Genomic DNA, 22,002 nt, shown 5'->3' with positions numbered 1-22,002 from the left:
CTGCAGATCGCGCTCGCTCATCGCAATCAATCCCATCCGCAATCTCCCAGGTCATCAAAACCCGGGGAGAGTGACATTCCAACTTTGCAGGATCAGGACACTTTAACTTTGCGGCTACAGTAACAAATCGCATAATCAGATTTATGGAACTTATCTGCCTCGTGAGCCGTATATTGGTGTTCTAGGTCCTGGACGGTGGGGCTCCGGTCGTCTGCCTGACGATGAGTTCGGCAGAGACTTCGGATACAGTGATCGGCATATCCGGCTCCAGGATTCGATCGAGAAGAACGCTCGCTAGTTTCCTACCAAGTTTGTAAGGAGAAACGGCCATGGTCGTCAGAGGCGGAGTTGCGACCTCGGCGTCCTGAATATCGTCAAAGCCTATGATCGAAATATCTTGTCCCGGCTTTAGGCCTACACGGTAAAGCGCAAGACTTGCACCTAGCGCGACCATATCGCCGTTACAGACAATCGCCGTGACTTCAGGATGGGTTGCGCGTAGAGCCAGCATGGCGTCGAGGCCTGCAAGTTTGTTGTCTTCAGAGTCCCAAACGATGCCGGGCGCAAGCCCGCGTTCCATCCGCACCCGATGATATCCTGCGATACGCTCTTTCCGTACGATCGTCATCTCGGTTCCGCCCAGATATGCGATATGCCTGTGCCCCAGATCCGCGAGATAGGCCGTCGCTACAGCGGTCGCCTCAGCGTTTCGAATTCCAACATGATCCAACCGATTGCTGATGCGGCGCAGAAAGGTGACCGTCGGTACGCCATGGGCGGCAAGCAGTTCGAAGCTGTCCTCGGGCGTGTCCATTGCAGGAACCCACAGCATCCCTCCCCGGCCGTGCCGGATGAAGGCCTCTAGCTGGCGGCTCTGGCGACCGGCGTCGTCACGCGTATCGACGATTGAAACGAGGTAACCTTCGGCCTCTAGCAGATCGACGGCCCCGCCGATAACTTCTGCGTTAAAAGGGTTCTTGAGCTGGTTGATGACGAAGCCGACTTCCCGGTTTTCACCTGATCGCATCGCCGCCGCACGGGAATCCGGCACGTAACGCAGGACCTTGGCAGCCTGCAACACCTTGTCGCGCGTGTGTTTCGAAATTCTCCCAGTCCCGCGCAACACTTGGCTGACGGTCGGGATCGAAACGCCAGCCGCTTTAGCGACTGTACTTAGCGTCGGTTTTTCTGTCATGCGATCCGCTCGTTTGGTATAACGTTCTTGCGTAGCATCGCGATTATTTGTGAGATTTCAAGTGAAACATGAAGCGCTTCACCGCAGTCTCGCCTCGCCGGGGAACCGAAAAGGCCTTGACAAAGATATATCGTTATATCATGGTCGAGAAATTGAGAGGATTCCGATCCCAAGTTTGGGCGGCCTCTCGAGAGGGGCGGCGTGGAGGTCGCCTTCGACATCAATATTGGGAGGAACCATGACTCAATTTTCCAAATTCCTGAGCGCTTCCGCCGGCATCGTCCTGACCCTCGCCGCTACTACCGCGCACGCAGATGTTCTGTTCTGGTCGACCCAGGCTCGTCCCGTGGAAGAAGCCAAGGCGATGCGCGACACTGTGCTCAACGGCTTTGACGGCAAGGTCGATTATCAGCCCAACGAGGACGGCCCGTGGCTCACCCGCCTGCAGGCCGAATTGCAGGCGGGTTCTGGTGCAATCGACGTGCTCGGCGCCCTGGACGGCAATTTTGCCGCCATGAAAGCGGACGATCTGGTAGATCTTGACGATCTGGGCCTTTCGGCAAAGAGCGAAGCATATAACGCTCTTGCCCATATGGGCACCGCCAACATGCAATACATTCCCTGGATGCAGGCGACCTACATCATGGCGGCCAACAAGAAGGCATTGGCTTACCTGCCTGAGGGCGCCGACATCAACGCCCTGAGCTACGATCAGCTGATCCAGTGGACCGCTAATATCGAGAACGAGACCGGTGAAAAGAAGTTCGGCTTCCCCGCAGGGGAAAAGGGCCTGAAGCATCGATTCTTCCAGGGTTATCTCTATCCATCCTACACCAACGGCGTGGTCAGGACCTTTGGTTCCGACGACGCAGTCGTTGCCTGGGAAAAATTCGTTGAGCTCTGGTCGCACACCAATCCCGGATCAACCAATTTCTCGTTCATGCAGGAGCAACTTCTTTCCGAAGATGTCTGGATCGCCTGGGACCACACCTCGCGTCTGGCCCAGGCCTTCAATGCCCGGCCAGACGATTTCGTCGCGTTCCCGGCGCCGGCCGGCCCTAAAGGGCGCGGCTTCATGCCGGTCCTCGCCGGTCTCGCAATCCCGCGAACTGCTGCCGACGTTGATGGGGCAAAGGCTCTCATCAAGTATATGTTGAAGCCGGAAACGCAAATCGCAACCTTGCGCGCCACGAACTTCTTCCCCGTGATCGATACGGAATTGCCTTCAGACCTGCCATTCGCCGTCCAGGTGGAAGGCAAGGCGGTCGCGACAATGACTGCGTCGGCAGACGCCAACCCCGGCCTCCTGCCGACAGGGTTGGGCGATAAGGGAGGCGACTTCAACCGCGTATATAATGACGCTTTCGAGCGTATCGTGCTCGGCGGACAGGATATCAAGGGCGTGCTTGAAGAACAGAAGCAGGTTCTGAGCCAGATCATCACGGAAACGGGCGCGCCGTGTTGGGCTCCGGACGAGCCTTCGCAAGGCGCCTGCCCCGTAGAATAGCCGTCAAGGACCGATCGGCACTGAGAACGTCCGGGTCAGGCGATCCGGACGGCACTCTCCCCATAAGCGCTCCCAGCGCTTAAACAGCTTCAACGGAGTGGTTCCATGAATCCCCGAATGCTCCCCTATATGTTCATTCTTCCCGTCACACTGTTTCTGTGCCTGTTCTTTCTCTACCCCTTCGTTCTCGTCGCGGGGCAGGCCTTCACCACGCCAGCCGGCATTTCGTTCGACAATTTTCGCGAGGTGATTGCCTATTGGAAATTCCCGGTTTCGCTCAGGAATACCCTGCTGCTGGCCGTAATCGTCGTTCCCGTCCAGTTGGCGCTGTCGCTCCTCATGGCGACCATGGTCAATCGCATGCAGGCAGGCCGCGACCTGGTCCTTTATGTCTGGACCATTCCGCTCGGCATCTCGGATCTTGCCGCCGGCATCGTGTGGCTCGCCATTTTCGAACAGTCGGGTTTCCTCAATTCGTTGATGGTCGGCGTCGGCCTAGTTGACAAGCCGGTAGCGCTCTTGGGCTACCAAAACCCCGTGCTGGTATTCGTTGCAATCGCCATGGCGGAAATCTGGCGCGCCACCGCCATCATGCTCGTCATTCTGGTTGCCGGAATGGGCCTGATCCCGAAAGAGTACTACGAGGCGGCCGAGGTCTTCGGCGCGTCGCCCTGGAAGCGCTTCTTGAAGATCACGCTGCCCATGCTGAGGCCCTCTCTGCAAACCGCCCTGATCCTGCGCGTCGTCCTCGCGTTCGAAGTATTCGCAGTCGTGGTCGCTCTCGGCGGCTCGCTCTATCCGGTTCTGATGAGCCAAATCTACTCTTACCAGTTCGACTTGCAGAACAGCAGCGCCGCTGCAGCCCTCGCGCTCATCGTCCTGGCAATCTCGATCGTCTTCACGCTCGTCATCCTGCGCGTTCTGCGCGTCCCCAAAGGAGCCACGATATGAGCACCGTAGCCATTGCAGCCAAAACGACAAGCACGCGGCAATCCTCGCGCTTCCTGTACTGGGCTTCCATAACCCTGCTTTGTTCCTGGGTAATCGTTCCGCTCTATCTGCTCTTCGTCAACACCTTGTCCTCGCCGGAGACGGTCAACAGCTTCCCTAAGTCGATCATTCCCGAGTTCGATCTCGGCAGCTTGCGCTTCTTCGCCGGGTTCGAGGGGATGCTGGGCGCTTTGAAGAATTCAATCATCGTCGCCACGTTGACTATGGTGATGTCGATTGGGGTCGGAGCGCCGGCGGGCTATGCCCTCTCGCGCTTCGAATTCCGCGGCAAGGCCGCATTCAGAATGCTCATTCTTCTGACGCGCGCCTTCCCCTTGCCGCTGCTCGCGCTGCCCATCGCCGTCCTTTTCATCCGCATCGGACTCGACGACAGCGTTTTCGGCCTGGCGCTGGTGCATACGACACTCGCCATCCCGTTCGCGGTGCTGATCACGTTCTCACTGTTCTCGGGCATTCCCCTCGAACTTGAGGAAGCGGCCTGGACGCTGGGCTGCACGCGCTTCACCGCGTTCACCAAAGTCATCCTGCCGCTAATCCTGCCCGGCATCACAGCCTCGGCAATCTTCGCCTTCGTGATTTCCTGGAACGAAGTCTTCGCCGCCGCGGTGCTGACGATCGAGCATCGGACACTGACCGCCTTCCTGCTGCAGAAACTGGGCGAGGCCCCAGTCCATCTGAAATTCGCCGGCGGTTTCATCCTCGTGGTGCCGGCTCTGATCTTCATCTTCGCCGTGCGCAAATATCTCTTCGCAATGTGGGGCATCGCGAACCGCTAGTCGGCGCCAGCTCAAGGAGCTAATCAAATGGCTGAAATTCTTATCAAGAGTGTCGCAAAATCCTTCGGCGCGTACACCGCCCTTCATGACATCAACCTCACCATTACCGACCAGGAGTTCATGGTTCTGCTGGGCGCATCCGGATGTGGCAAGACCACCCTCCTGCGCATCATCGCAGGGCTTGAGACTGCGAGCACCGGCGAGGTGTGGATCGGTGGCCGGCGCGTCGACAACTTGCCACCGAAGGACCGGGGCATTGCGATGGTGTTCCAGAATTACGCCGTTTTCCCGCACCTGACTGTGTTTGAGAACATAGCCTTTGGCCTTCGCATGAAGAAGGTGCCCGATAGCGAGATAAAGCGCCGTGTCGAGCGAACTGCGACGCTGATGCACATCGAAAAGCTTCTGAAGCGGTACTCCGGCGAATTGTCCGGCGGCCAACGCCAGCGCGTCGCTGTTGCGCGCGCTTTGGCCATGGAGCCGGACGTTATCTTGATGGACGAGCCGCTCTCGAACCTCGACGCTTTGCTCCGCCTGGAAATGCGCGCAGAACTGAAGGGCGTGCTGGCCGAGAGCAAGACCACGGCGATCTACGTGACCCATGATCAAGTTGAGGCCATGAGCCTTGCCGACCGGATCAGCGTCATGCATCAGGGCCGCATCGTACAGGCAGCGTCGCCCATCCAGGTGTATCGCAATCCCGCTGCTGAATTCGTCGCCGGTTTCATAGGCAATCCGCCCATGAACTTCTTGCCGGCCGAACCCGTTGGTTCGGGCCGCTGGCGCGTCGCTGGATCCGAATTGACGGGCCCAATGCACTCCAACCCGCTGAAATTCGCGATCCGCCCCGAGGATGTTCGTCCCGGAGAAACAGGTTTTGGCGCCACGGCTCGCATCGTTGAGCCTCTCGGAGCCCATCTCCTGGTCACCTGCGACGTGGACGGCTCGATGTTCCGGGCCGTGCTGGACAGCGACATGACCGTGCGGCCGGGCGATCGCCTCGTGCTCCAGCCGCAACCCGATCGCATCCGTTGGTTCGACCCCGCAACAACCCTGAGCGTCAACTGAAGGAATAGGCAATGAGACAGGACCTGATCGACCAGGCGCGCGACGTCATGCGCAAGAACGACCGCGGCACCTACACCGTGCCGACCCATGGGCTCTATCCCTTCCAGTGGAACTGGGACAGCGCGCTCAGCGCGATTGGCTTCGCACGTTTCGATGAGGATCGTGCCTGGACCGAGATAGAGACGCTGTTCGCCCATCAGTGGGACGATGGTATGGTGCCGCACATCATCTTCCATAAACCCGATGACGGATATTTCCCCGGGCCCGAAGTTTGGCAGACGAACCGTCCAGTGCCGACCACCGGCATCACCCAGCCCGCAGTCGCCGGCTTTGCCGCGCGCCGCATCTACGACAGGGCAGTCGATCCAGTCCTCGCAGCGGATCGGGCTCGCGCCCTGTTGCCGCGCATTCATGCGTGGCACGAGTGGTTCTACCGCTACCGGGATCCGCATGGGACCGGCCTGGTGGCCATCATTCACCCTTGGGAATCGGGGCGCGACAACTCCGTCGACTGGGACGACGCGTTTGCCCGGGTTCCCACGGAGGGTGTGGCGCCCTTCCAGCGCCGCGACACGGCCCATGCCGACCCGGCGCACAGGCCGACGGACGAGCAGTACAAGCGTTACATCTGGCTTGTGGAGCACTTCCGCAATCTCGGCTGGGACAATACGAAGCTTCACGACGCGTCGCCGTTCCGGATGGTGGATCCGGGCTTCAACGCCATACTTATTCGCTCCTGCGCCGATCTTGCCGTGCTCGCAGACAACCTGGGAGAAAGCGAGATCGCCCGTCAGTCGCGCGCCTTTGCCGAGCGCGGAGCCAAGGCTTTCGAAAGCCTTTGGAACGGCCCGCTGGGGCAGTATGTGTGCTTGGACAGGGCGGCCAGCAAACTGGTCGACAGCCCGTCGATCGGTGGCCTGCTAGCAGCCTTCTGCGCCATCCCCAGGGACCGCGCCGCCGCCATCGCCGCGCGGATCGGGACACTGGCCGAATCTGCGCGTTTCATGGTCCCAAGCCATGATCCGGAGGCTGCCGAATATGACGGAAAGCGCTACTGGCGGGGGCCCGTCTGGCTCATCGTCAACTACATGATCGCCGACGGCCTGATGGCTGCGGGGCAGGAAGCCATCGCCCAACGGATCGAAACCGACAGCATCCGCCTGATCGAAGAAAGCGGGTTCGCCGAATATTACGATCCGATCACCGCGGAACCCTGCGGCGGCAGCAACTTTACCTGGACTGCGGCAATGGTGATCGAAATCCTAAGTGCGGAAAGGACTTAAGCATGAAACGCTCGCGCATCAACGAGATCATGGCGGCGGCCGACGACCTCATCCGCCGCTACGGATTCACGCTTCCGCCCTTTGCTTATTGGAGCCCTGACGACTTCCGGAAACGCTCCGACACCGCCCGCCACATCATCGACGCCCGCTGCGGATGGGACATCACCGACTACGGAGACGGTCGCTTCGACGAGATGGGGCTCTTCCTGTTCACGCTCAGGAACGGGCTTCTGGCCGACCTGCAGCGCGGCGGAGGGATGTGCTACGCTGAAAAGCTGCTGATTTCCAGGCAGGATCAGCTCAGCCCCATGCACACCCATGTCATCAAGGCCGAAGATATCATCAATCGCGGCGGGGCGACGCTCGTCGTGGAACTCTATGGATCGAATGATCAAGGCGGTTTCGCCGAAGACCGGGGTGGCACAGTATGGTGCGACGGCATCCGGCGCGACTATGCGCCCGGCGAGAAGCTGCGCCTTGTGCCCGGAGAAAGCGTGACGCTGCGTCCCGGCGACTGGCACGCCTTCTGGGGCGAAGGAGGCGACGTCCTGATCGGCGAAGTCTCGACGGTGAACGACGACGAGACCGACAACATCTTTCGCGAACCGATCGGCCGGTTTGCCGAGATCGAGGAGGACACCGCGCCGACGCACCTGCTGGTCAGCGACTATCGAAGCTGGCTCGGCTGATGGCAACGTCCTCCCAGATCACGAACCCTCGGGAATTCTTGACCGAGCTTTTTCTGCGCGCCGTCGCGGCGGCCGATCCGATGCGGGTCGTACCGCCCTTCCTTCCGGCAAAGCCAAAGGGCCGGCTGCTGGTCATCGGCGCCGGCAAGGCAAGCGCACGCATGGCGGAGGCTGTGGAGTCGCACTATGGGCCCTGTGAAGGCCTGGTCATCACCCGCTACGGCTATGCGCGTGACTGCGCGGGGATCGAAATCGTCGAGGCTGCCCATCCTGTGCCCGACGCAGCCGGGGTCGCCGCGACGCAGCGGCTGCTCGATCTCGTTTCCGATCTGACGCCGGACGACCTTGTGCTTGCGCTGATTTCCGGCGGTGGCTCGGCATTGCTCTGCGCCCCGGCGGCGGGCCTGACGGTTGAAGAAAAAATGGGCGTGAACCGGGCGCTGCTCGATTCCGGCGCGCCCATCGGCCAGATGAACGTGGTTCGAAAGCATCTCAGCCTGGTCAAGGGTGGCCGGCTCGCCGCGGCCTGCCACCCGGCGCAGGTGCTGACGCTGCTGATCTCCGATGTTCCCGGCGACGACCCCGCGCAGATCGCTTCGGGACCGATGGCCGGCGACGGCAGCACCCCCGCCGACGCCCTCGCGATTCTCGATCAGTATAAGATCGCAGTGTCGCCGGCCGTGCGTGCGACACTGAACCGGCCCTCGTCGGTCATTCCCGTCGATGATCCGAGACTCGCCGCCGCCGAAACCCGGATCATCGCCTCGCCGTTGCATTCCCTATCCATTGCCGGCCATTTGGCGGAGGCGTCCGGCTGTGAGGTGCGGATGCTGGGTGATGCCCTTGAAGGAGAGGCAAGAGACCTGGGAGCCGCACAGGCCTGCATGGCGAAGGCGCTACGCAAGGATGTCGAATCCTCCGGTAGGCCCATCGTTCTGCTTTCGGGGGGAGAATGCACTGTCACCCGGCGCGGCGATGGCGTCGGCGGCCCGAATGCGGAATTCGTGCTGTCGGCCGCGCTGGAACTCGACGGCTGCGCCGGCATTCACGTTCTGGCCTGCGATACTGACGGAGTCGACGGCGCAGCCGAGGTGGCCGGTGCCTATGCAGGGCCGGAAACGCTCGCGCAAGCACGGCAGATCGGTGCGGACCCTGCCTTGGCGTTGGCCAACAATGACGCCCATAGCTTCTTCGGGACGGCAAGTAGCCAGATCGTCACGGGGCCCACCTTGACGAACGTCAATGATTTCCGTGCGGTAATAATTACGCCTGGCCAGTAACACATCTGGTTGCAGCATGGGAATATGTGCGAGGAACGCTCGCGGCCGAGGAATGATCTATCGTTTCCCGTGTCGGCGGGCAGTCCTTCGCCTCGAGGCGCACAAGTGGCAGCCGATGTACATCGGAGATACCAACTTCGGCAGAATGCACCCTGCACTTCCGCGCCATGGGCATCACAAACTGTATTCAAAACCGGCAACGGGTAGAACTTTCCTCGATCACCCTTTTCCGCATCACTGGGGATCGGGCGTGTCGAGCCAATTGTGTCTTGCGGATCCGCGTTGCACCAGGCGACCCGCGTGACATTACAGATTCCCGAGAACGAATTCGGCACAGCGATCGCCCAGCATCATTGCCGGAGCATTGGTATTTCCGGCGGGAATTTCCGGCACAGCCGACATGTCGCAGACGCACAGGCCGTCCACGCCACGGACCCGCATCCTGGCATCCAGCACGGCCATCCGGTCGCCGTCCGCCCCCATCTTGGCGGTACCGGCCGGATGGAAGTTCGTCTTGACCATTTTACGGCAGTGGGCGGCCAAAGCTTCGTCGGAAAAATCCGCCGGGTCCGGCGCGATGATGCGGTCGAGCCGGTCGGCCAAGGGCCTGGTTTCCAGCGTTTTCCGGAAATAGCGCAAGCCCGTGACCATGGCATCGAGGTCGCGCGGATCTTTGAGAAAATTCGGTGATATCATCGGCATCGCGTCCGGATCCGCCGATGCCAGGCGCACTTCACCCCTGGAATAGGGTTGCAACAGCACAATCTGGATCGAGACCCCGTGACCATCGCCTTCCGGCTCCAGCATGTCCGGCGGCAGATAAAGGATGGGGATGCAATAGGCTTCATGGGTTGGGGCCGCGTCCGGCTCGGTCGGATTGACGAAACAGGCGGCTTCCAGACCGGTGGTGGTGATCGGCCCGGTACCGAACAGCTTGAATTGCAGCCCGTTGCGGATCATGTTCCAGCCACGGTCCTGGCCGAAGTAGCCGTAGGGGCCGTTGGCCCGTGCCACGATTGATACATCGGGATGGTCATTAAGGTTCTGGCCGACACCTGGCAGATCCGCGACGACATCGATCCCGTGCTCAGCAAGATGGGCCGCAGGTCCAAGCCCCGACAACATCAGGATTTTTGGCGTGACATAGGCCCCGGAACTCACGATCACATCGCCATCCGCACGCACCTTGTGAACGCCCGTGCGATCCTTGTAGATAACGCCTACGGCACGGCCATTCTCGATGATGATCTTGTGTACCGATGCTTCCAGCTTGAGCGTCAGGTTCGGATCGTCTTTGAGTGGTTCGATGAATGCATAGGCGGCGGATATGCGCTGCCCCTTGTTGTACGTGAACTGAAAATAGCCGGCGCCGCGCTGTGTCGGCCCGTTGAAGTCCGGGTTGAAGGGTTCACCCTGTGCCTGCAATGCCTGAACGAACCAGCGCGCCATCTCGTTGACCTGCCCCGGTTCGGAAACCACAAGTGGTCCATCGGCGCCATGAAGGTCGTTGTTGAAGTGCAGGTTGCCCTCCAGTCGCTTGAAGTGCGGAAGTACATCCTTCCAGGCCCAGCTGGCGGCGTCATTGTTGCCGCGCAGGATCTCGTGCCAGTTGTCGTAGTCGGATGGCCGCCCGCGCACATAGGCTTGGCCGTTTACCGACGATCCGCCGCCCAGCACGTTTCCCTGCGGAATCTCGGTCGTTCGACCGCCCAACTGTTCCTGCGGAACCGATTCATAGATCTTAAAGAATTTCGACCCGTTCTTGAGAAGCTTGAACACACCGGGCGGCATGTCCAGCAGGGGATGCCGGTGCCAGTGCCCTCCCTCGATAAGCAAGACTTTCCGACCGGCGCGGACCAGTTGCCACGCAGCGACACAGCCCGCGGACCCGCCGCCTGCGACAATGTGGTCATATGTATTCATCGAGCTTTGCTCCAGTCAGGTCCGTTCCGGCCATGTCGCCCAGCATTCGCTGCTTGTCGAAATGGGGGTGACGGTATTCGCCAATCCGTCGACCTTGGTAAAAGGTCAGCACACGGTCGGCTAGTATGATGACTTCGTCGATTTCATAGGACAGGATCAGAATGCCGACCCCGTTTTTGGCAAGCCTTTCGATGATCCGGTAGATATCCGCCTTGGCGTGGACGTCGATCCCGCGTGTGGGCTCAAGCAAAATCAGCAATTCGAGGTCGTTGTCGAGCCATCTCGAAAAACAGATCTTCTGCTTGTTTCCACCGGAGAGGAAGCGGATTTCCTGATCCGGCGACGCCGTTTTCGTGGACGTTTCACGAATGGCTCTATTGACCAAGCTCTCCACACCGGAAGCATTGATCAGTCCAAGTCTGGCGCATTTTTCGAGAAACGGAAGTGCAATGTTGTCGCGCACGGAAAGGATGGGCAGAATGCCGTTTCTGTCGCGATTTTCGGTCACCAGACCCATGCCATCCGAAACGGCGGTCGCAGGGCCCCGCCCCGGTCGCAGCCCGCGTCCGTTGTAGGCGACGTCACCGGAATAATCGGCATCGAGCCCGTAGATACATTTGGCGATTTCCGGAGCCCCACAGCCGCGAAGTCCGGTCATCACCAGAATTTCGCCACGCATCAGATCGAAACTGACATCGTCGAATGCGCCCGGCTTGTTAAGTCCGCGCACCGATAACAGCAAATCGCCCAGATTGTCCTTGTGCGGCTTTTCAAAATGCTCGAGCTCCTTTCCGGTCATCGCTTGGATGACGGTCGCTTCGCGCGTGGCGCCGGTGGGCTCGGACAGGACGATTCGGCCATCGCGCATGACCGTCACGCGGTCGGCAATGCTGAAGATTTCCGGCATGTGATGCGAGATATAGACGATCGAGATCCCCTCGGATTTCATCCTGTGGATGAAGCGAAACAGTCGCTCCTTGTCGCCTTCGGAAAGCGCCGATGTCGGTTCATCCATGACGATCAGCCAGCTATTCGACATCAGCGCGCGGATGATCTCGACGATCTGTTTTTCGCCCGAGTTCAATTCGCGAATGGGCAGATCCGGATTAAGCGCGATACCAAACCGCTCGAGCTGTGCCCTCACCTGCCGCTTCATCTCGCCCTTATCCAGTACCGGCGATTTCCCACGGCGAATTTCCCGACCGAGGAAGATGTTGGCGGTTACGCTGAGTTCATTGATCAACGAATATTCCTGGTGGATCATCGAGATCCCGATTTCCGTCGCCGCCGCGGGTTGAGCGATTTCGATCGACTTACCGTTGAATTCAATTGTGCCTTGATCGCCCTGGATCACACCGCCCAGCACCTTCATCAACGTCGATTTTCCGGCACCATTAAGACCGACCAATGCGTGAACTTCTCCGGCCAGGCAGGAAAAATCCACGCCTTCCAAAGCTCGCGTTTCGAAGAAGCTTTTGCCGATCCCCTTCATGTCGATGCGGTTGTCACTCATGCCGGTTTTCCTCGTTGTGTCATCGTGTCGAGCAGGACGACACCCAACAGGATGAGGCCCTTGATCAGACTTTGAAGAAACGGATTCGTGCCGGTCAGCACCAGGCCGTTGACGATGATTCCGTAAAGCAAAACGCCGAGAATGGTACCCAACAGGCGACCACGGCCGCCGGAGAGCGACGTACCGCCAAGGATGACCGCCGTGATGGCATCGAACTCCAGATAAAGACCCGCCCAGGGCTGCCCCGAGGACACCCGCCCGACTGTGATGATGGCTGACAGACCCGCGAGGAAGCCCGAGAGTACGTAGACCCAGATAAGGGTGCGACCGGGACGGCGGCCAAGCACGTAGGACGTGTTGTAATTGGCACCGGTCGCATAGACGTCGCGCCCGAAGGTCGATCCGTAGAGGACGACCGACAGGGCGATGAAGGCCAATCCGACGAACGGAATCACCACGGGGATATTGCCCCAGCTCGTACCGCCGAGCCAAAGAAAGACACTGTCTGTAACAGCTATGGAATCGGCCTTGTAGAGCACCAGCGCCAACCCTCGCGCCAACGCAAACGTCGCCAGCGTGACCATGAAGGCGGACAATCTGAGCCGGCCGATAAACACGCCGTTGATTGCACCAATCGCCATTCCGGCGCCCAGCGCCGCCAGGAATCCGAGCACAGCACTCCCCGTTGCCCCAAGGACGACAACGCCGATCCCGCCGGAGAACGCTACGTTCGAACCGACGCTCAGATCGATCCCGCCGGTCAGCATGACAATTGTCATGCCCATCGACAACAGGAACAGGACGGCGATGGACCGGAGCAGGATGCCGATATTTACGAGCGAAAAGAAATTATCATTGGCAACGCCGAAGCTGACAGCCGCAAGCACGATCAGACCCAAAAGCACCAGATAGCGCATTTCGGTCGAATTCAACGCGCCCTTCCCCGGCTTCTTGCCCTCGATCGAGGTACTGGTCATTTACTGCCCTTCCTGCACAGGAAATGACCTGCCGAAAGCAACCTTTCGGCAGGCGGATCTCAGGACGCTTATTTGACCGAGTCAGGCCCAAATTCGAGGAAGCCCTTCTCGGCGACTTCCAGAGCCCTGTCGACATCATAGACTTCGACGTCGTTGGGGAAGCCGTTCGCCATGGCTTTTTCGTGGTTTTCCTTTGTCATGACAAGCGGAGTGAAGAAATCGTAGACCTTTTCGGGCTTTTCTCCCTTGTGGATCCGGTAGGCCATTTGCACGAAGTTCCAGCCCTCCCGAGTACCGGAAAGCAGAATATCGGCCATGACCGGGCCTCCATTCATCTGCTGCATGATAGGGATGTCGCCGTCATAGCCGTAGAATTGGAGGTCTCGGCCCGAATTTTGGGCAATCGCAAGCGACGGGTAAAGATAGGCGTCGGTTACGCCGGAGATTGCATTGAGATCCGGGAATTGGGTTAGCCAGTTTTCCGCAATCGACTGTGCCTTGACGGTATCCCAGTCGGCCGGCTGCTCGGCGACGACTTCGACGTTGCTGCAGGTCTTTATGCCCTCGAGAATACCCTCGCGCCGCGCTTCACCTGACGGATTGCCGGCCTGCCCCAGCATGACCCCAACCTTGAACGGCTGCCCCCCCGAAAGAGCGCACATGGCCATCCCCTGGTTCTTGCCGTTTTCGATGTCGCCGAGGGTGAAGCTGTAGTCGGCGCTATCCATGGGCGAATGCACCGCGATCCAGGTGATCCCCGCATCATGAGCCTTCTTTACCAGCGGCTCGAATGCTGCGACGTTGATGGCGTTGACGAACATCACGTCGGGCTTTTCGTTGATCGTCACCTCAGCCTGCTGGATCATTTTCTCCAGGCTGCCTTCGGCGCTCAGCCACTTGCCGGTAATCTTGATGTCCGGAAACGCTTCGTCATAGGCCTTGATCGCATCCTCGAATCCACTCAGCCAGGCGACATGGTACGGCGCGACATGCCCGTCGTTAATGAATACGATGTTGAGTTTGTCGTCATCGGCCATCACTGCCGCTGGCAACGCTAGACTTGCGGCAATAAGCCCCCCAAGGAATTTCGTTCTTGTCTTCATCGGTTTATCCTCCTTTTTCAGCCGAATGAAAATGCGAGATCGAGATGTCGTAGCGCGGGAGCCCCTTAGTGGCTCTCCACTTGGCGCGACTGCCAAACTATCCAGTTGATTCCGAGCGCAAAGAGTATGACGAGCCCCTTGAAAACGAGGTGCCATACATCTTCGACATTGAGCAGGTTGAGTGCATTGTTGATGACGCCGATGAACAGCAGGCCCCAAAAAGCGCCGCCGATGGTTCCCCGTCCTCCAAGGATCAGCGTACCGCCGATAATGATCGCCGCAATTCCGTCGAGAAGCAGCCCATTGCCGTCCAGCCCAGGCTGAACGAAGCCCATCCGGGTTGAAAGCATGATGCCGGCAAGCCCGCTACAAAGCGCCGAAAACATGAAAATACCGATCTTCACTAACTCGGTGTTGATGCCAGCAAGTTTGGCATTTTGCTCGTTGTTGCCGATGGCAATGACGTAGCTGCCCCAGCGGGTGTGATTGTAGACGAAATACGCGGCAGCAAAGAGCAATACGAGGAAGAGGAAAGAGAGGTAAATCCCCGCAAACTTTCCTGCTCCGACAACACGAAAAAAATCGCCGACGAGAAAGATTTGCTGGCCGCGTGGAATAATGAGGCCGGAGAGTCCCTGCGCGATGAACAGCGTTGCGAGTGTCGTTATAAATGCCGGCAATTTGAGCTTCGCGACGAGATAGCCGTTGAAGAAGCCAAGCGCCAGCGAACAGATAATCACCGCGACGACGCCGAGGCCGACACCGCCACTCAGGCCGAATATCACTCCTAAAACGATCGCGAAAAAGACAGATCCCATGCCCATGGACAGATCTATGTTTCCGGATACGACGACAAAAAACTGGCCGAGCGCAATAAGCCCGATGGGGACGATCTGGCGGGAAATCGCCGTCACGTTGTCGATGCTCAGAAATCTTGGGCTGATCAGGGCGAAGGCTATGCAGCACCCGATCGTAACAAAGATGATGCTTTTTTCCCGAAGCAGTCTGCCGAAAGAGTTCATTTTTGTTCTCCCCCCTAGATATTGAGTAGCACATAAAATCCGCATATGAAAGTTACTTTGTAATATGGAATTTATTAAATGCGATGAATTCCGTCATCGCCTCAGTGCCGACAGAAAAAAACGCCCCCCGGTCGGAAACCGGGAGGCGCTCGACTGAAAAGGGGAGGAGGCTCTTCAGCCGCGCGGTGCGATGTCCACGCCAAACCATTCGAATGCGTCGTCGCCATTTACCCAACCGTGTTTTGCATTCGGCGGAAAAACGATCAGATCGCCAGGTTTGAAGGCGATCTCGGCCGTCTGTGCATCATCGGCTGCATGCAGCGTCAGGATGCCAGCGCCGCGAAGCACAAAAAGCGCATATGTTGTCGGCGCAGCGTGCGGAGGCACCGATGCCCCGGCGGCGACGTGTCCTCGGGCAATCGTGATACCCTGACCCGCAAGTTCGGCGATGCTGCTATAGTCGAGGTTGAGGCCGTCGGCCGGTGTGAGCCGATCCGCCGCTGCCGTTGCAACCGACAGCGCGCCTCCGTTGTCCGTGATCATGTGTATGTTGCCGTGCCAACTGCTCGCTCCGTCCCGCATCACACATTCCTCCCTGACCATGCCGATCCGCTCGTCCGTTGAGCTTGCTTCGCTCGCGTCCGCTAAGATCAATACTTCATGTAAACCGTGCGCTTTTGCATGTAACCTTCGAGCCCGTGAGTCCCGTCCTCGCCGCCCAGACCCGAGAGCTTGTGGCCATTGTGGTATGCCTGCACGTAACCGACGATTCCCTTGTTGAGGAAAATCGTACCGGTCTCCATCCGATTGACTGCGTCCATGTAGATGCCGGCGTCACGGGTCCAGAGATAGGCAGAGAGACCAAATGGCTGATCGTTGGCAACGGTCAGTGCCTCATCCCAGCCACCGACGCGCACCACGGGCAGCACGGGACCGAAAATCTCTTCTTGGACGAGAGTATTATGCGGCGCGGCATTCAGCACCAGCGTTGGGGCATACCAGTTGCCACGTTCGAACGCCGCGCCCTGCGGGCGGCTGCCGCCGATCACAACCTCGCCACCCTCCGCTACGGATCGCGCCACCATATCTTCGACACGCGAGAGCGCACCGGGTGTCGTAAGCGGCCCCATTCCGGCATTGGTCATCGGATTGCCCGGCCGAACCTGACCCACCCGCTTCATCAGCTTATCGGTGAATTCATCGGCGATGGCATCCTCTACCAAAACACTTTCGGCGCAGATGCAGACCTGACCACAATTGGCATATCGCGCAATCGCAGCCGCCTCTACCGCCGCATCGATATCCGCATCCTTCAGGACGATGAAGGGCGCCTTGCCCCCAAGCTCGAGCGACAGGGCGGCAAGATTCTTGGACGCCGCAGCCGCAACACCCTGTCCGGCCCGGATCGAGCCGGTCAGCGTGACCATGCGCGTCAGGGGATGGGATACCAGTGCCGCACCCACTTCGGTCCCGACGCCGTTGACCATATTGACGACACCTCTGGGCAATCCAGCCTTTTCACAAATGCGGCAAAATTCCGAGGCCGTAACGGGGGTGGCCTCATGCGGCTTGATCACCATCGTATTGCCAGTGACGAGCGCCGGCCCTACTTTCCGGCCAATCAGGGCCAGCGGATAATTGTAGGCACAAAGGCCGATCGTGACGCCGTAGGGCGCGCGGTAGATGTAAAGCTGTTCGCCGGGGGCATCGGCGGGAAGGATTTCTCCAGTGATGCGCCGCGCCGCCTCCGCGGCATAGGTCATGTAGCGGATCGTGTCATCGACCTCGAACTCCGCTTCCGTGAGGGTCTTCCCCTGCTCGCGGACCAGCAACCGGGCAAAGTGATCCTTTTCATCGGCGAGCGCCGCGCAGATCCGGTAAATGTGATCCGCGCGAGCGAGTGGGGTCAAGGCAGCCCATTTTTTCTGCGCAGCCGCCGCGGTTTCTATCGCTCGCGCCACATCGTCCGTCGAGCAGACGGCCACTTCGGCCCAGCTTTCTCCCGTCGCCGGATCTTCAACGGGAAGCCGCTTGTTGGCCGAGCCGTCGGTCCATTCGCCGTCAATAAAGCAGCGATAGTAATTCATTCCCAACCTCCCGAGGCTTTCTTGTGTTTCAACTCATGGCACGTGCCGCAACCCGTGCCTGACGCGCGGCCGTCCGCACACGTCCCTGCCGTATCTGTGATGCCCGGTCCGTCACAACCGCCGCCAACAGAATGCATCCTCGCACGAGGTCGTAGACAAACGGAGAGGCGTTGGCGAGGTTCAGCCCGTTATCAATAATGACGAGGAATACCGCGCCGATAACGCTGCCGAGGATGGTACCCGTGCCGCCGGCGAGCTTCGTTCCGCCAAGCACCGTGGCAGCGATTACGGTGAATTCTATTCCAATGCCGAGATTGCCTTGCAAACCTCCGACGCGCGCGATCAACATAATCGCACCAAGTCCCGCCAGCACGCCTGCGATAACATAGGTGACGATTGTAACTCGTATGATGGGCAATGCCGTTTCCTCGGCGGAGCGCCTCGAATTGCCAATCGCGCGGACATGGATTCCGAACCGCGTCCGGGTCATCACATAGGTGCCGATTGCTGCAATCGCAATCAGGAACAGGATTGGCACTGGCAGCCCGAAGATCTTTCCATTGCCAATGAAGCCGTATTCGCGGCCTACCGGAATGTTCGCGGCTTCTGTCATATGAATCGCGATACCGCGGTAGATCGAGTAAGTCGCAAGCGTGGTGATGAGTGGCGGACAGCGGAACGATGTGACCAGCAGTCCATTGATGAGACCAAGCGATGCGCAAGATACCCCGGCGATGCTAATAGCCAGCAGGAAGGAGCCGTGATCGAACAGGAGTTTTGCGAACAACGCAGCCGTCAGAAACAGAATCGCCCCAATTGAAATATCAATTCCCCCCGCGACGATGACGAAGGTCATCCCTACCGCCATTATGCCTGTTACGCTCGACTGGATCAGCACCGATTGCAGGTTTGAGACGGTGAGGAACGCCGGAGAGACCACCGCCAGCGTGGCGCAAAGAATGAGCGTTGCGATGGAAATCGGCGCCCAGCCCTTGCCTGCCATGACTCCGGTCGGCCTCATGGGTTTCCTCCCTTGCCGGTTTGCGCTGACGCGGCGGCGAGCGAGATGATCCGGACTGGATCGAAGTCGGCTCGGTCGACGAAGCCCACAAGATGGCCGGCACGAATGACCCCGATCCGGTGTGCGATCTGGATGAGTTCGGGAAGATCGGACGAAATTACAATGACCGCGACCCCGGCGGCGGCAAGCCGAACGATCTGATCATGGATCTCCGCCCGCGCTGCAATATCGACGCCCTTGGTAGGTTCATCGAGAATGCAGACCTTGGGCTTCATTGCCAACCAGCGGCCAAAGAGGGCCTTCTGCTGATTGCCGCCACTGAGTGCGCTGATCGGCGCTTCAATATGCGGCGCGGAGAGGTGCACCGACCGCGCGACCTGTTCTGTCGCACGTCGCTCGCCGCGATAGCCGAAGCCGGGAATGATGCGGTCAATCAGATGGTGAAGCACACCGGCGGAAATGTTTTCACGGACCGGCCGTCCCAGGAAAAGGCCGTTCCCGCGCCGGTCTTCGGGCAAGTAGGCAACTCCGGCGTCCTTCATCGACTGCACCGTCAAGGGTACTATTCTTCGCCCGTCCACGCGAACTTCACCTGTCACTGGACGCAAGCCGAAAATCGCCTCGGCCACTTCGGTGCGTCCCGCGCCCATCAACCCAGAAAGCCCTAGGATCTCACCCCGTGCGACGGAGAAAGAAATATCGTGAAAATCAGGCGACGAAAGGCCAGCAACACCCAGCGCCTCATCCACCGAATGGGGTGTCAGCGTAGCGCCATCCGCGCCGATAGCCCTCCCGACCATCATCGCTTCAAGCTCGGCGCGCGGCGTGTCCGCAATAAGCCCTTGCGCAATCTGCTCCCCATCGCGCAGCACGACGTAACGATCGGAAATCCGCATCACCTCATCCATGAAATGCGAGATGAAAACGATGGCCAAACCGCGTTTCGTTAGGGTGTCGATGATGGAGAAGAGTTTCTCCCGCTCGGGCGCCGTCAGCGACGTAGTTGGTTCATCGAGAATAAGGAGCCGGCTCGCGCCCAGAAGCGCCTTTGCGATCTCGACAATTTGCTGCTGTCCGGCGCCGAGCGACTCCACCAGCGCGTCGGGATCGAGGTCCACACCCAAGAGCGCGAGCTGGTCGAGCGCAAGATGACGCATGGCCTTCAAATCAAGCCGGTACGCCTGACCCGGGAGATGGCTTATGCAGATGTTCTCGGCAACGGTCAGCGTCGAAAAAAGGCTCAGTTCCTGGTGGACGGCGCCGACGCCATGTGCAGCGTCGCCGGGATTCGAAATCTGCTGACCATCAACGCGGATCTCGCCACCGGTCGGCGTGACAAGACCGCAGATCATGTTTTTCGTTGTGGATTTTCCGGCGCCGTTTTCGCCAAGAAGCGCAATGACTTCGCCAGGGAAGATGTCGAAATCGAGACCTTTGACAACAGTACGCGCACCGTAACTCTTGGTCAGGCCGCGCACGCCGAAAATTGGATCTTGGTTGACGGGCGCCGTTGACGACATCAGGTTTTCCATTGCGCTCATGCTCGATACCCCGCCAAACGGCCACCGAGTGCGGCACCCAGAAAAATAAGGACACCCTGAACGACGAGCTGGTCGTAGAACGGAATGCCGAGAAGATTGAGGCCACTCGTAAGTGTCGCCAGAAGCGCCACGCCGATCAACGTTCGGGAGACCGACCCCTCTCCACCGTTCATAGACGTACCACCAAGGACGACAGCGCCGATGGTAATAAGGAGAAGGGTATCGCCGACGCCGGGTATCGCATTGCCGAGATTGGCGATGCTGACAACGCCGGCAAGACCGGCCAGCACGCCGGACAGCAAATAGATCGAAAGGTCGATTTTACGGGTTTCGATGCCCGCATAACGTGCCGCGCGGCGGCTGGCTCCGCAGAGGACGACATCTCTACCCCAGGTCGTCAGTCCCACAGCCGTCGCAACGACGACAAGAATAGCGACAGCGATCCACGCGATAACCGGAATGCCAAGAAAAACGGCAAAACCCAGATCAAACATGGCATCGGGCGTATCTTTCACCGCGATGCCTCCTGAGAGAATGAACGCCAAACCGCGCGCAATCAGTTGTGTCCCCATTGTCGTGATAAAGGGCGTCAGTCCGAAGATGCCGATAAGCACCCCGTTGAGGAGCCCGAACCCCGCGCCCACCCCGATTGCCGCGGCAACACCCAGCGCAACGGATTGAGTCTCGGCCATGACGATGCCCGAAACCACCGCGCCCGCGCTAATGACGGTAGACACGGACAGATCGATGCCTCCCCCTATGAAGACCACAGTCATGCCCACAGCGCCGATCAGAATGACGGAGTTTGCGGCAAGGGTGGCCTCCAGATTCGTCCGCGTGGCGAAATGTGGCGACATCAGTGAGAACGTCACCAACAGCAGTACAACGACAATGACGGAAGGATAGCGGAGCGTCCAAGCCTTCAGACGGGCCGCGAGCTGATCTGACTGCACTGACATCTCCTCCTCAGGAGCCGAGGCAAGAAAGGGGCGGGCGAACGCCGCCCCCTCTCCAAAATCGAGGTTTTACTTGGCGCCCCAGATCTTGTCCTTGTTCGCCTCGGCGGTGTCCGTGGTGTAGAGGATGCCCGGAATCCGGGTCACCTTTTCGACCGCCTCACCCTTTATGAGCTTGTCGGCCAATTGCACGGCCGTCGTGCCGGTGGTGGCGAGATCCATCACGACAAAACCGTCGGCAATTCCCTTGACCGTTGCCGTGTAGCCGTCGTTCGACCCATTGATTCCCGCAACGACTACATGGCCTTCCTCTCCGGCCTTTTTCAGTTTGCCGAGATCTGTCAACACGGTTTCAACCGCGGGGATATGGGTGTCGGTTGCCGCAAAGACCGCGGCGATCGCGGGGTTTGCCTGAAATGCATTCTGCGTTCCCGACAGTGCACGGTCGGAAGCCCAATCGGTGGGGATTTGCAGCACCTTGACATGGGCGTTCTCCGCAACCGCCTCATTGAAGCCCTTGGACCGGTCGATGCCGTTCTGGTCGTTGAGCGCGCCAAGCAGTTCCAAAACCGCAACGTCACCCTTTGCGCCCTGCAATTTCTCCGCAATAAGCTGGCCGGCAAGTCTGCCATCCGACACAGAATCCGGCCCTACGAAAGCATCGACCGCCTTGCTGCCCGGCAGGTCGCGGTCATAAGCCACGACCGGAATGCCGGCGCGTTCGGCGGCAATGAGCGCACGCTCGATCGTGTTCTGATCGACGGCGCAGACCAGTATGGCGGAGACGCCCTGCGTTACGAGCGATTGCACCTGCGCATTCTGTTGCTGGGCGTCGCCGTCGGCAACGACCTCAACTACCTTGTAACCCAGCTTCTCAGCCTCAGCCTTGATCGCGTTGTTTACGCCCACACGACTTTCGAAAAGCTGGTCGACGGAAAGGCCCAGTACCTTTTCCTGGGCAAACGCGATCCCTGCGTTCGTCAGGAAAGTGAATGCCGCAACGGCAGCAAAAAATTTTTTCATGCGCTTTCTCCTCCTTGCCTAACCCCC

At 59.3% G+C, this 22,002-nt stretch carries 19 protein-coding genes; 7 read left to right on the top strand and 12 right to left on the bottom strand.

Going from position 1 to position 22,002, the window contains the following annotated elements; genetic code table 11:
- Positions 1–181: 181 nt before the first annotated feature.
- The gene (locus tag P9A16_RS27900) at positions 182–1,195 is read right to left on the bottom strand and encodes a LacI family DNA-binding transcriptional regulator (RefSeq protein WP_278026239.1); all 1,014 of its coding nucleotides are present in this window, start codon (positions 1,193–1,195) and stop codon (positions 182–184) included.
- A gap of 238 nt (positions 1,196–1,433) precedes the next feature.
- Here P9A16_RS27900 and P9A16_RS27895 point away from each other — a divergent pair, with 238 nt between their 5' ends.
- From P9A16_RS27895 to P9A16_RS27865, 7 genes are all read left to right on the top strand, one after another.
- Positions 1,434–2,702, top strand: a complete 1,269-nt coding sequence (locus tag P9A16_RS27895; protein ID WP_278026238.1) for an ABC transporter substrate-binding protein — start codon at positions 1,434–1,436, stop codon at positions 2,700–2,702.
- A 105-nt stretch (positions 2,703–2,807) separates the two neighbouring features.
- Positions 2,808–3,653, top strand: coding sequence for a carbohydrate ABC transporter permease (locus P9A16_RS27890; RefSeq protein WP_278026237.1), 846 nt, complete (start codon positions 2,808–2,810; stop codon positions 3,651–3,653).
- Positions 3,650–4,489 (top strand): carbohydrate ABC transporter permease, encoded by an 840-nt coding sequence (locus P9A16_RS27885; protein WP_278026236.1) that lies wholly within the window; start codon positions 3,650–3,652, stop codon positions 4,487–4,489. Before P9A16_RS27890 ends, P9A16_RS27885 begins: the two co-directional genes overlap by 4 nt.
- A 27-nt stretch (positions 4,490–4,516) precedes the next feature.
- On the top strand, positions 4,517–5,557 hold the full coding sequence (locus tag P9A16_RS27880) for an ABC transporter ATP-binding protein (RefSeq protein ID WP_278026235.1): 1,041 nt from the start codon (positions 4,517–4,519) through the stop codon (positions 5,555–5,557).
- A gap of 11 nt (positions 5,558–5,568) precedes the next feature.
- Complete coding sequence (locus P9A16_RS27875) at positions 5,569–6,840, top strand: MGH1-like glycoside hydrolase domain-containing protein (RefSeq protein WP_278026234.1); 1,272 nt, start codon at positions 5,569–5,571, stop codon at positions 6,838–6,840.
- A 2-nt stretch (positions 6,841–6,842) separates the two neighbouring features.
- On the top strand, positions 6,843–7,529 hold the full coding sequence (locus tag P9A16_RS27870) for a D-lyxose/D-mannose family sugar isomerase (RefSeq protein WP_278026233.1): 687 nt from the start codon (positions 6,843–6,845) through the stop codon (positions 7,527–7,529).
- Positions 7,529–8,809 (top strand): glycerate kinase type-2 family protein, encoded by a 1,281-nt coding sequence (locus tag P9A16_RS27865; RefSeq protein WP_278026232.1) that lies wholly within the window; start codon positions 7,529–7,531, stop codon positions 8,807–8,809. Before P9A16_RS27870 ends, P9A16_RS27865 begins: the two co-directional genes overlap by 1 nt.
- A 306-nt stretch (positions 8,810–9,115) precedes the next feature.
- Here P9A16_RS27865 and P9A16_RS27860 read toward each other — a convergent pair whose 3' ends face one another.
- The 11 genes from P9A16_RS27860 to P9A16_RS27810 all read right to left on the bottom strand — a co-directional run bounded on the left by P9A16_RS27860 (position 9,116) and on the right by P9A16_RS27810 (position 21,975).
- Positions 9,116–10,732: a GMC family oxidoreductase gene (locus P9A16_RS27860; RefSeq protein WP_278026231.1), complete on the bottom strand. Its 1,617-nt coding sequence runs from the start codon at positions 10,730–10,732 to the stop codon at positions 9,116–9,118.
- Positions 10,719–12,245, bottom strand: a complete 1,527-nt coding sequence (locus P9A16_RS27855) for a sugar ABC transporter ATP-binding protein (RefSeq protein ID WP_278026230.1) — start codon at positions 12,243–12,245, stop codon at positions 10,719–10,721. Before P9A16_RS27855 ends, P9A16_RS27860 begins: the two co-directional genes overlap by 14 nt.
- A complete protein-coding gene (locus tag P9A16_RS27850) occupies positions 12,242–13,222 on the bottom strand; it encodes an ABC transporter permease (RefSeq protein ID WP_278026229.1) in 981 nt (326 codons plus the stop codon). Before P9A16_RS27850 ends, P9A16_RS27855 begins: the two co-directional genes overlap by 4 nt.
- A 68-nt stretch (positions 13,223–13,290) precedes the next feature.
- Positions 13,291–14,325: a sugar ABC transporter substrate-binding protein gene (locus P9A16_RS27845; RefSeq protein ID WP_278026228.1), complete on the bottom strand. Its 1,035-nt coding sequence runs from the start codon at positions 14,323–14,325 to the stop codon at positions 13,291–13,293.
- 65 nt (positions 14,326–14,390) lie between these two features.
- Positions 14,391–15,347, bottom strand: a complete 957-nt coding sequence (locus tag P9A16_RS27840) for an ABC transporter permease (protein WP_278026227.1) — start codon at positions 15,345–15,347, stop codon at positions 14,391–14,393.
- Between the two features lie 174 nt (positions 15,348–15,521).
- The gene (locus P9A16_RS27835) at positions 15,522–15,890 is read right to left on the bottom strand and encodes a cupin domain-containing protein (protein ID WP_278026226.1); all 369 of its coding nucleotides are present in this window, start codon (positions 15,888–15,890) and stop codon (positions 15,522–15,524) included.
- A gap of 107 nt (positions 15,891–15,997) precedes the next feature.
- The gene (locus P9A16_RS27830) at positions 15,998–17,434 is read right to left on the bottom strand and encodes an aldehyde dehydrogenase family protein (protein ID WP_278026225.1); all 1,437 of its coding nucleotides are present in this window, start codon (positions 17,432–17,434) and stop codon (positions 15,998–16,000) included.
- 28 nt (positions 17,435–17,462) lie between these two features.
- Entirely contained in the window at positions 17,463–18,455 is a 993-nt protein-coding gene (locus P9A16_RS27825; RefSeq protein WP_278026224.1) for an ABC transporter permease, read from the bottom strand.
- Positions 18,452–19,996, bottom strand: coding sequence for a sugar ABC transporter ATP-binding protein (locus P9A16_RS27820; protein ID WP_278026223.1), 1,545 nt, complete (start codon positions 19,994–19,996; stop codon positions 18,452–18,454). Before P9A16_RS27820 ends, P9A16_RS27825 begins: the two co-directional genes overlap by 4 nt.
- A complete protein-coding gene (locus P9A16_RS27815; RefSeq protein WP_278026222.1) occupies positions 19,993–20,949 on the bottom strand; it encodes an ABC transporter permease in 957 nt (318 codons plus the stop codon). The genes P9A16_RS27820 and P9A16_RS27815 overlap by 4 nt, the downstream gene beginning before the upstream one ends.
- Before the next feature lie 72 nt (positions 20,950–21,021).
- Complete coding sequence (locus tag P9A16_RS27810; RefSeq protein ID WP_278026221.1) at positions 21,022–21,975, bottom strand: sugar ABC transporter substrate-binding protein; 954 nt, start codon at positions 21,973–21,975, stop codon at positions 21,022–21,024.
- Positions 21,976–22,002 lie beyond the last annotated feature (27 nt).

Source organism: Shinella sp. 838 (assembly GCF_029623935.1).
In the GTDB taxonomy this organism is placed as follows: domain Bacteria; phylum Pseudomonadota; class Alphaproteobacteria; order Rhizobiales; family Rhizobiaceae; genus Shinella.
This window is presented reverse-complemented; position numbering and strand designations above follow the sequence as displayed.

Coding starts and splice junctions, on each gene's coding strand:
- P9A16_RS27900 (WP_278026239.1), bottom strand. CDS start 1,195: ATGACAGAAAAACCGACGCTAAGTACAGTCGCTAAAGCGGCTGGCGTT.
- P9A16_RS27895 (WP_278026238.1), top strand. CDS start 1,434: ATGACTCAATTTTCCAAATTCCTGAGCGCTTCCGCCGGCATCGTCCTG.
- P9A16_RS27890 (WP_278026237.1), top strand. CDS start 2,808: ATGAATCCCCGAATGCTCCCCTATATGTTCATTCTTCCCGTCACACTG.
- P9A16_RS27885 (WP_278026236.1), top strand. CDS start 3,650: ATGAGCACCGTAGCCATTGCAGCCAAAACGACAAGCACGCGGCAATCC.
- P9A16_RS27880 (WP_278026235.1), top strand. CDS start 4,517: ATGGCTGAAATTCTTATCAAGAGTGTCGCAAAATCCTTCGGCGCGTAC.
- P9A16_RS27875 (WP_278026234.1), top strand. CDS start 5,569: ATGAGACAGGACCTGATCGACCAGGCGCGCGACGTCATGCGCAAGAAC.
- P9A16_RS27870 (WP_278026233.1), top strand. CDS start 6,843: ATGAAACGCTCGCGCATCAACGAGATCATGGCGGCGGCCGACGACCTC.
- P9A16_RS27865 (WP_278026232.1), top strand. CDS start 7,529: ATGGCAACGTCCTCCCAGATCACGAACCCTCGGGAATTCTTGACCGAG.
- P9A16_RS27860 (WP_278026231.1), bottom strand. CDS start 10,732: ATGAATACATATGACCACATTGTCGCAGGCGGCGGGTCCGCGGGCTGT.
- P9A16_RS27855 (WP_278026230.1), bottom strand. CDS start 12,245: ATGAGTGACAACCGCATCGACATGAAGGGGATCGGCAAAAGCTTCTTC.
- P9A16_RS27850 (WP_278026229.1), bottom strand. CDS start 13,222: ATGACCAGTACCTCGATCGAGGGCAAGAAGCCGGGGAAGGGCGCGTTG.
- P9A16_RS27845 (WP_278026228.1), bottom strand. CDS start 14,325: ATGAAGACAAGAACGAAATTCCTTGGGGGGCTTATTGCCGCAAGTCTA.
- P9A16_RS27840 (WP_278026227.1), bottom strand. CDS start 15,347: ATGAACTCTTTCGGCAGACTGCTTCGGGAAAAAAGCATCATCTTTGTT.
- P9A16_RS27835 (WP_278026226.1), bottom strand. CDS start 15,890: ATGATCACGGACAACGGAGGCGCGCTGTCGGTTGCAACGGCAGCGGCG.
- P9A16_RS27830 (WP_278026225.1), bottom strand. CDS start 17,434: ATGAATTACTATCGCTGCTTTATTGACGGCGAATGGACCGACGGCTCG.
- P9A16_RS27825 (WP_278026224.1), bottom strand. CDS start 18,455: ATGAGGCCGACCGGAGTCATGGCAGGCAAGGGCTGGGCGCCGATTTCC.
- P9A16_RS27820 (WP_278026223.1), bottom strand. CDS start 19,996: ATGAGCGCAATGGAAAACCTGATGTCGTCAACGGCGCCCGTCAACCAA.
- P9A16_RS27810 (WP_278026221.1), bottom strand. CDS start 21,975: ATGAAAAAATTTTTTGCTGCCGTTGCGGCATTCACTTTCCTGACGAAC.